The organism is Chitinophaga pinensis DSM 2588 (assembly GCF_000024005.1).
Classification (GTDB): domain Bacteria; phylum Bacteroidota; class Bacteroidia; order Chitinophagales; family Chitinophagaceae; genus Chitinophaga; species Chitinophaga pinensis.
Window position 1 is genome coordinate 866535 of record NC_013132.1, and the last position, 9948, is coordinate 876482.

Annotated in this window: 7 protein-coding genes; 2 read left to right on the plus strand and 5 right to left on the minus strand. The window is 47.9% G+C overall.

Annotation, left to right across the window (positions count from 1 at the left end; genetic code table 11):
• Positions 1 to 253: 253 nt before the first annotated feature.
• Positions 254 to 1783 (plus strand): glycoside hydrolase family 10-like protein, encoded by a 1530-nt coding sequence (locus CPIN_RS03570; RefSeq protein WP_012788397.1) that lies wholly within the window; start codon positions 254 to 256, stop codon positions 1781 to 1783.
• Positions 1784 to 2003: 220 nt separating this feature from the next.
• Here CPIN_RS03570 and pafA read toward each other — a convergent pair whose 3' ends face one another.
• The 5 genes from pafA to CPIN_RS03595 all read right to left on the minus strand — a co-directional run bounded on the left by pafA (position 2004) and on the right by CPIN_RS03595 (position 8765).
• Positions 2004 to 3641, minus strand: a complete 1638-nt coding sequence (gene pafA / locus CPIN_RS03575; RefSeq protein WP_012788398.1) for an alkaline phosphatase PafA — start codon at positions 3639 to 3641, stop codon at positions 2004 to 2006.
• A gap of 142 nt (positions 3642 to 3783) precedes the next feature.
• Complete coding sequence (locus CPIN_RS03580) at positions 3784 to 4713, minus strand: glycerophosphodiester phosphodiesterase family protein (protein ID WP_012788399.1); 930 nt, start codon at positions 4711 to 4713, stop codon at positions 3784 to 3786.
• 73 nt (positions 4714 to 4786) lie between these two features.
• Positions 4787 to 5530 (minus strand): MIP/aquaporin family protein, encoded by a 744-nt coding sequence (locus CPIN_RS03585; RefSeq protein ID WP_012788400.1) that lies wholly within the window; start codon positions 5528 to 5530, stop codon positions 4787 to 4789.
• Between the two features lie 76 nt (positions 5531 to 5606).
• Positions 5607 to 7148, minus strand: a complete 1542-nt coding sequence (gene glpK, locus CPIN_RS03590; RefSeq protein WP_012788401.1) for a glycerol kinase GlpK — start codon at positions 7146 to 7148, stop codon at positions 5607 to 5609.
• A 24-nt stretch (positions 7149 to 7172) separates the two neighbouring features.
• Positions 7173 to 8765, minus strand: a complete 1593-nt coding sequence (locus CPIN_RS03595) for a glycerol-3-phosphate dehydrogenase/oxidase (protein WP_012788402.1) — start codon at positions 8763 to 8765, stop codon at positions 7173 to 7175.
• A 322-nt stretch (positions 8766 to 9087) separates the two neighbouring features.
• On the opposite strand from CPIN_RS03595, the gene CPIN_RS03600 reads away from it, so the two are divergent.
• On the plus strand, positions 9088 to 9858 hold the full coding sequence (locus CPIN_RS03600; protein ID WP_012788403.1) for a DeoR/GlpR family DNA-binding transcription regulator: 771 nt from the start codon (positions 9088 to 9090) through the stop codon (positions 9856 to 9858).
• Positions 9859 to 9948 lie beyond the last annotated feature (90 nt).

Here is a 9948-nt window from a genome sequence, read left to right on the forward strand (position 1 = left end):
CTTTTATGATGGAACAAAGGTAGCAACTTTCACGCAGAAACTCACCAGAATGAGCCGTAATAGGTATCGAATTTTACAATGCGGATATAGATAAATTTTGATACATAGGTGCTTTTTTCCAATCCGGACGGCTTTCCGGCACCGTTTGTGCTGCATAATGAATTTCACTAACCTCATTCCGTCCCCGGGATTGGTTAAATGATTGGTTTTGTTATTTTCGCAGTTTTCAGGTCTTAACCTACATACTAGTCGAATGTTGAAGTATTTATTGGGTGTTGCGCTGTTGCTAACAGGTATCTTCGGCCGGGCAAAAGCACAATTGCCACCTAAACGGGAATTTCGTGCAGTCTGGATTGCCACGGTGGAAAACATAGACTGGCCCTCAAGAAAAGGGTTACCGGTCGAAACACAGAAACAGGAATTTATCAATCTCCTCGATAAGCATCAACGCAACGGGATGAATGCCGTTATTGTGCAGATCCGCCCTGCCGCCGACGCATTCTATGATTCTCCATTCGAACCCTGGTCCGAATACCTCAGCGGGGTACAGGGACAAGCGCCTAATCCATATTATGATCCCCTCCGCTTTATGCTGGAGGAAACACATAAAAGGGGGATGGAATTCCATGCATGGTTCAATCCTTACCGTGCCGTTATCCGGAATGCCTCTGCCAATCACATTTCCCGTATGCGCCCACAGTGGTTCGTGAACTTTGATGGTAAAAAATACTTCGACCCCGGTATTCCAGAGGTACGTGAATATGTCACCCAGATCATCCGCGACGTCGTACGCCGCTATGATATTGATGCCGTGCACTTTGACGATTATTTCTATCCTTACCCGGTTCCCGGCAGAGAATTCGGCGACAATAATTCCTACCGCCAGTATGGTCGTAACATGATGAAAGACGACTGGCGCCGCTGGAACGTAGACACCATCATCCAGATGGTCAGTAAAATGATCAAGGAAGAAAAGCCCTGGGTAAAATTCGGTATCAGTCCCTTCGGCATCTGGCGTAACAAGAACAAAGACCAGGATGGTTCTTATACTACTGGTCTTTCCAACTACGACGATCTCTATGCAGACGTTCGCAAATGGTTGCAGAATGGCTGGATCGATTATGTAGCCCCACAACTCTACTGGGAGCGTGGTCACCGTGTCGCCAACTACGAACTGCTCCTCAACTGGTGGGCACAACACGGATACGGTCGCAACGTATACATCGGCCATGGGGTATACCGCCTCCGCAGCAATGCTGCCTGGAGCATTCCCAACGAACTGCCGGTACAAATCACGGAAGTCCGTACGCTTAACACTATTCAGGGTAGCGCCTTCTACAGCGCCAAGTCCTTCAATGGCAATCCTTTAGGCATAGAAGACAGTCTCCGTAACCACTTTTACCGCTATCCGGCCCTGCGTCCAGCAATGCCCTGGATAAAAATGCCGACGCCTTTCCCGCCATACTTTACAGATGCCTTTGAACGTGCCGATGGCTTACACCTACACTGGGCAGACGATGATACGTCTGGTCGTACGCAGCAATATGTGATATACCGCTTTAACGCCAGTGAGTCCATCAACCTGAACGATCCGAGCAAAATACTGGCTATCGTACAGCAAATGCCTGATCCTCAGTTCATAGATGCCTCTTATGTAAAAGGCGCCCTGTACACCTATGTAATCACCGCCATGAACAGACTACAAATGGAAAGCTGGGCCAGTGACCCGCTCTACATGCGGCAGTCCGGTAGGAAAACACAATTCATATTTGACCCGGAATAAAGGACAATTAGGAATTAAGAATTAACAATTAAGAATTAGAATGCAGCGGAGAGGTTGTTTGTTTGGTTGATGTTTGTTGGTTTCATAAAAAGAAAAGAGAGCCGTTTCGTTTGAAACGGCTCTCTTTTCTTTTTATGAAGACTAATAGTAGAAAGTAATTATTGTTTAGTATGCCGGATTTAACTCGCCAATTCTTAATTGTTAATTCCTAATTCCTAATTTATTTATACACCGCCTGCACTGGCTTACCTACAGCGCCATTCGGCATCTGTATATGCAGCATCGCCGCTATCGTCGGTGCGATATCCGCCATACTCACCACGTCATTGGTATAGCCATGCTTCACATGCCAGCCCATAAACACCAGCGGGAGATGTGTATCATAAGGATTCCAGTTACCATGTGTCGTTCCTTTCGATGATCCGGAATACCAGCCTGGTTCAGGAATGATAATCACTGATCCACAACGTTTTGGATTGTATCCGTTTACGGCCATGCTCTTGATCGGTTCCGGCAGCGGACTATTACCCAGGTTATCCATATCTGCAGCAAACTCAACCCCTGGCAATTTCTGCAGGTATTGTACAGTCGCTTTTTTGATTGCATCGTAGTCAAGCTTCTTTGCTTCGATGGTCTTCAGGTCATACCCGATATGGTAGTTCTCTGATGTAAGCGCCAGGCGTTCTACTCCAAAACGCTCTTTCAGCATGTTATTAAGTCCCTCCATCATTTTACCCTCAGGCAATCCTGCCGGGAGCTGATTCTCCTGCATAAAGCCAACAGAATGCGCGGCACCATGATCAGCAGAAAGGAACACCAGGTAATTGCCTTTACCTACTTTCTGGTCCAGGTAGCGGAAGAATGCAGAAAGGTCTTTGTCAAGTCGCAGGTAAGTATCTTCAACCTCTATAGAGTTCGGTCCATACTTATGACCTACATAATCCGTTGATGCACAGTTGATCGTCAGAAAGTCAGTCACCGCGCTGGAGCCCAGTTTATAGCCGTCTATCGCTGCTTTCGCAAATTCCAGGGTCAGGGTGTTACCGGAAGGAGTGGAGCGCAGACTTCCTTTATCCTTCGGATAGATATCCTGCATATTGTGTGGGAATGTCGCTGTTGTCTCTCCGGCGAAAGTACCTTCCCAACGCACATCATCTGCCGTACTCTGTACATAGCTGTTGATCGGGTAAAGGGTATTCCATGGTTGAGACATCAGCTGTGCCGGTACCCGACGGGCATTGAATGTTTTTACCCATTCCGGCAGGTCCTTCATATAAAAAGAACTGGTCACGAAGCTGGCATTGCTGTCGTCCAGCCAGAAAGCGCCGTTGGCAATATGGCCTGCCGGCAGGATGGAAGCCCTGTCCTTCAGCGATACACCAACCACCTTTGAGCGGAAGTTGGTCGCCAGTTTCAGTTCGTCGGTAATAGTAGATGCGAGCAGGTTACGGGGCGACATCTTACCTGCATCTGTAGTAGTCCCGATAGGTTGCACTGTTGTGTCTTCTGTACAATACCAGTGGCGGCCGGTGACCTGGTCGGTCCAGTCATTACCGGTAATACCATGGATAGCGGGTACAGAACCTGTATAAATAGTGCTGTGACCAACAGCTGTAAAGGAAGGTAAATGGGTGATAAAGGTATTTTCGCAGGTAAACCCTTCTCCCAGCATTCTTTTGAATCCGCCTGTTTCGTAGCGGTCATAGTAGCGGTACAGGTAATCCCAGCGCATCTGGTCAACAACGATCCCAACTACGAGTTTAGGACGATCTACCGGCTTCTGAGCCCGGAGTACTCCTGCCTGCAGCATGGCGCCGGTAAGCGCCAGCGCAGACAATGATTTGCAAATTCTTCTCATGATAGATAATTTCAACAGTAATAAGACCTGACTATTAACGCCTTTGGTGAATTAAGGTTGTCAAATTATCTATCCTTTGAGAATTTAAATTGTATAAATAGTACCAACGGGGATATAAATTTATAAAGGTCCCCGCCAATGCTTAAAATCCAGCTTCGGCAAAACGTACCGGATAATCGGAGATAATGCCGTCAGCTCCCATTTCTTTCAGCTTTTTCATTTCCGTTGCATCCTGTACAGTCCAGGGTACTACCTGGATCTTTTTGCTGTGGCAGAGTGACAATAACTCCGGCGTTGTAAACTGATAAAACGGATTATAGAACTGCGGCGTAAAGCCAAGCAATTCCAGTTGCTGTGCAGGCTTTACCTCTTTATCATATGTCAGAAAACCCAGTGTCATATCAGGATACCTGCGGTGCAAGACCTGTAAAGGACGTGGGTCGAATGATTGCACGATCAGGCGTTTGCCTAGTGGCAACAGGTTTTTTACCGCCATCAGTTTGTCGATATATTCTTCCGGTACCGGTTGTTCACTACCATCTGTTTTAGCAGATGACTTGATTTCCAGTAAATAAACGACGCCAGGCAGTTTATGCGATTGTGTATACGCTTCTACTGAATCAATCATTTCCGACAGGAGAGGAGCATACGACTTCATACGCTGCTGTTGCGGAAATTCAGGATATGCCTTTTCTCCGATCACAAACTCACGGATGCGGCTATAGTCCATTTTATAAAAAGTATACTCCGAACGGGAAGCACCCGGAATTTCTGCGCCGTCCGGCATTGTTGTATAGGCTGGATTGAAAGAGGCATCATGGTACACGACCACCTGACCGTCTTTCGTAATGTGTACATCAAATTCAATCGTATTCGCGCCCGTCTCTATGGCCTTGATCATGGAAGGAATCGTATTCTCCGGCATCAGCCCGCGGGTTCCTCTGTGTCCTACCTTGTAAAATGTGGGTAACTGCTGCTGTGCTGTCATGGGTTTTGTCGATTTACAGGCATTCATACCTGTTGCCGCTAACAGTACGCCTGCAGCCAGCATTGCTTGTTGTAAAGGTTTCATCGTTTAACGTTTTCCAGCTGTTAAAGTAATATCCTGTGTCTCTTTTTACTAAGCCTTCAATGTTAACTGATTATTAAATCGCCCCAGCCTTCATGCAGAGGAAAAGTCCTGCTGCAAGGGCCGCTCCGGCCAATGGACCAATTATCGGGATCCAGGCATAATCCCACCCGTTGCCGCCTTTTCCTTTCACAGGTAATATGGCGTGCATCAGCCGGGGACCGAAATCTCTGACAGGATTGATCGCATAACCTGTAGTGCCTCCGAGGGACAAGCCAATCGCCAGTACCAGCAGCGAAACAGGCACTGCTCCTAATGATCCCATACCAATCGGCGTCTTGTCAGCACCAAATTCTCCTTTGTCGACGATATAAAAAATAGTAAACAGCAATACAAAGGTGCCGATAATCTCACTGATCAGGTTACGGCCGGTATTACGGATAGCCGGAGCCGTACAGTAACAGGCCTGGATCAGACCCGGATCAGCCGTGTCATCCAGGTGATCTTTATACATCACCCATACAAGGAAAGCGCCTGACATCGCACCCAGCAACTGAGCAATCACAAATAACGGAAACTGTGCCCAGCTGAGTTTACCAGCCAAAGCCAGCGCCAGCGATACTGCCGGATTCAGGTGTGCGCCGCTGCTGGGACCAGCGATGACCACCCCGATGAATACTGCCAGTGCCCAGCCGGTGGTGATCACGATCCAGCCGCCGCCATGGCCTTTTGTTTGGTTGAGGATCACATTGGCCACTACGCCATTACCCAGCAATATCATCAACATCGTCCCCAGAAATTCTGCTAATAAGGGATTCATTGAAAACGTTGTTTATCAGTTAGTTCATTGGTGATGCACGGTATCTGAGGATAACCATGCACCGCTTACGTGAAATTTATTTTGTAACAGGGTCTTCTTCTTGCTGTGCGGAAAACTTCGACCAGGCTCTCACTGCTTTAACGGCATTACCCCAACCGCGCACCCATTTATGCACATCGTCCGCATTACCCTTTGGCGCGAAAGAATGGTCTACCTGCCATTGACGGGCAATTTCTTCCTGGTCTTTCCAGAAACCAGTTGCCAGTCCGGCCAGATACGCTGCCCCCATAGCGGTCGTCTCTGTAATTTTAGGTCGGACAACCTGCGTATCCAGGATATCTGCCTGGAACTGCATCAGCAGATTATTATTGGTAGCACCGCCATCCACACGTAACTCTTTGATACTAATGCCAGCATCTGCTTCCATGGCCCGCAATACCTCCATTGTCTGATAAGCGATACTTTCCAGCGCCGCTCTGGCGATATGAGATGCATTTGTGCCCCTGGTCATACCCACCAGTGTACCCCTCGCATGTTGGTCCCAGTGTGGCGCTCCCAATCCGGCAAATGCAGGTACCAGGTATACGCCATCATTATGCGGCACTTTACTGGCCAGTGCTTCCACTTCTGAAGAGGAGCGGATGATGCCCAGTCCGTCCCGCAACCATTGCACGACCGCGCCGGCAATGAAAATGCTGCCTTCCAGCGCATATTCTACTTTGCCATTTATTTTCCAGGCGATAGTCGTCACCAGGTTGTTCTGCGAAATAATCGGTTGTTCTCCGATATTCATCAGCATAAAACATCCGGTCCCATAAGTGTTCTTCACCATACCCGGCGCTGTACACATCTGTCCGAACAATGCGGCGTGCTGATCTCCGGCTATACCGGCAATCGGGATAGTCGTGGAAAAGATCGCGGAAGTGGTCTGTCCGATCAGCTCACTGGATTGCTTTACCTCCGGCAGCATAGCTGCTGGAATATCAAACAGGGTCAGTAACGCTTCATCCCATTGCTGGGTATGTATATTAAATAACATGGTGCGGGACGCATTGGTAATGTCTGTTGCATGTGTCTTTCCTTCCGTCAGGTTCCATACAAGCCAGGCATCTACAGTACCGAATGCCAGCAGTCCTTTGGCGGCTCTTTCCCTTGCACCTTCCACATTTTCCAGGATCCATCTCACTTTGGTGGCGGAGAAATAAGCATCAATGACCAGTCCCGTTTTCTCTCTGATCAATTGTTCATGACCTGCCGCTTTGAGTTCATCACAATAGGCGGCTGTACGGCGATCCTGCCAGACAATAGCATTATGGATAGGTTTTCCGGTATGCCGGTCCCATACCACGGTCGTTTCCCGCTGATTGGTAATACCGATGGCCGCGATATCCGTGCCTCTGAGTCCGGCTTTAGCAACCGCTTCTGCGGCTACACCCAGCTGACTGGACCAGATTTCATTCGCATCGTGTTCGACCCATCCCGGTGAGGGGAAGATCTGGCGGAATTCTTTTTGGGCAATAGCGACGATGGAGCCCGCTTTATCAAATATGATGGCTCTTGAGCTGGTAGTCCCCTGGTCGAGTGCCAGGATATACCGGGTTATTTCCTTTTCCTTCATATAGTTGAACGTGAAATTTAAGGGCTAATGATGATTGCCGGATGCAGATAGCGGTAACAGGTAATGAGCGGCAATCGCTGTGAAGGCGGTCACCTGCTCCTGTTCCCATGCCTTATCTTTTCCCAGTTCAGTTGCCATAATCGCGGCTACACCAGGCGCCATCTCAATGGCGGCATGTGCATCGAGTAGTAAAGCGCGTAATCGCCTGGACAACACATCATCCACCGTACGGGCCATTTCCTGCTGCACCGCCCAGATTACCTGCGCTTTCATATAAGGCAGTCTGGGATTCAACAACTCCTTCAGATCCGATCTTGTATTGATCAGCGTTTCCAGTTGTGCAGCATCGCTGCCGTATACGTCCAATGGCGCTGTTGCGGTATGTCCGGTCTTGTATCCATGTATGTGCAAGGTTTCTGTTCCACAGGGAACAGCCGCCAGACCGACAGTACTGATGGCCATATCCACCGTGTCTTCCGCCATTTTTCGGAAGGTGGTCCATTTCCCACCGGTGATGGTGATCAATCCGGAGGGGGCGACGATGATTTTATGACTACGGGATATCTCCTTGGTACTATCCGTTTCTTTCTGCGGAGCAGCCAGTGGTCGCAGCCCCGCATACACGCTCAGCACATCTGCACGGGTAGGGGCCTTTAACAGGTAGCCGGCTGCCGTCTGAAGGATAAAGCTGATCTCTGTCTCCAATGCCTGTGGTTCCAGACTATGTTCATTCAATGGTGTATCGGTAGTGCCTACCAGTACCTTCCCATGCCAGGGCAATGCAAATAACACACGCCCATCAGCAGTTTTAGGAATCATCAGTGCGCTGGTGCTGTTGAGAAATGATGCATCCAGTACGAGGTGTACACCCTGACTCGGACGGATGGTCGGTCTGGCGCCCGGTTCGTCCATTTGCAATACTTCATCAGCAAATACGCCGGTCGCATTGATCACCGCTTTTGCCTGCAATTGATAATTTTCCCCGGTTTCCAGGTCTGTTGCGCTCACCCCGTTGATCCTGCCGGATCTATCTTTCTGTAAACCTTTGACTTTAAAATAATTGAGCAGCACAGCGCCTTTTTCAGCGGCTGTTTGTGCAATGTTTATTGCCAGACGGGCATCATCAAACTGTCCGTCGTGATAAATAATACCTCCCTTGAGTTTGTCTCTGCGTATAGCCGGTAACGCCTTGATGACAGCTTCCCGACCTATGACCTTAGAGGGTCCCAGGCTAAGCCGTCCTGACAGGAAGTCGTAAAGTTTAAGGCCGATTCCGTAGAAAGGGCCCTGCCACCATTTATAATATGGAATGATAAATTCCTGGTCATGTGCAAGATGTGGCGCATTCGCCAGCAACAGTCCTCTTTCATGAAGCGCCTCTTTTACAAGGCCGACATCTCCCTGAGCGAGATAACGAACGCCGCCATGTACCAGTTTGGTACTACGGCTGGAAGTGCCTTTTGCGAAATCTGATTGTTCCAGTAACAGGGTGCGAAAGCCTCTTTGTGCGGCATCCATGGCAACCCCGAGTCCGGTTGCACCACCGCCGATTACAATAATATCCCAAACGACTGAAGTCGTATCACCAATCTGTTGTTTAAAGGTTAACCTGTTCATAGTGAGGAAAATACTTTAATTTTCTTTTAATTGGTTTCAGTTTATTTCATCCACACGAGAAAAAAACATACCGGGCGCTGGCAGTCCCGTTAACCGAAAATAGATGTTTTGTTCCCTACTTTTCAGGAAGTTAATGCATAAACGATCATTTATACATGATATTCCTGACTTTTTGCTAAATATTTTTTCTGATATGATGTGTTTAATTCAACAACATGAAAGTAATTTTGTAACGAATTGGAAGAAGGCATAAGCGTATTTATTCCAAATCTGTTTTAAACAAATTTTGCTTTTTTCTACAACTGCTAATTCTTTTACGCATATGTCAATGATCAATATTGCAGAAAGGCACAAATACATTCTTGATCGTTTATCAGAGAAGGGATATGTGAATGTGGTGGACCTCTGCAAGGAACTGGATGTTTCCGGTGTTACCATCCGTAAAGACCTCAAACTGCTTGAAGACAAATCCCTGTTGTTCCGTTCTCATGGAGGAGCAACAGTAAATAATCCGTACATCAATGATAAACCGGTGAACGAGAAGGAAAAGCTTCGCCGGGATGAAAAAAATAATATTGCAATAGCGGCGGCGGCCATGATTGCGCCAAACGACGCTATCATTATATCATCTGGTACGACGGCACTGGCACTGGCAAGAAATGTGCATCCGAAAGGACACCTGACAGTCATCACGCCGGCCCTGAATGTGGCGCAGGAACTGCTGAGACATCCGGAAATTGAGGTGTTACAGCTGGGTGGTATTGTAAGAAACAGTTCTGCCTCAGTAACAGGTACTTATGCAGAGCGTATCCTCGCTGACTTCTCCTGTTCGAAACTGTTTCTCGGACTGGAAGGTATCGATATAGAATTCGGTCTGACCACCACCAACCTGATGGAGGCGCAACTGAATGCACGTATGGTGACAGCAGCGCAGAAAACAATTGTCCTTGCTGACTCTTCTAAATTTGGCCGTCGCGGTTTCGGGAAAATCTGCGATCTGGAAGATGTAGATGAGATCATTACAGACAGCGGTATATCAGGACACGTGGTTAAAGCCCTTGAAGAAATGGGGATTAATGTCACGATCGTTTAAATTTATTTTATAAGGGGAAGGCTTTGGCTTTCCCTTTTTTATGATTGTTCTTCAGCTTCACTTTTGACATTCATTTATTACACCGACATC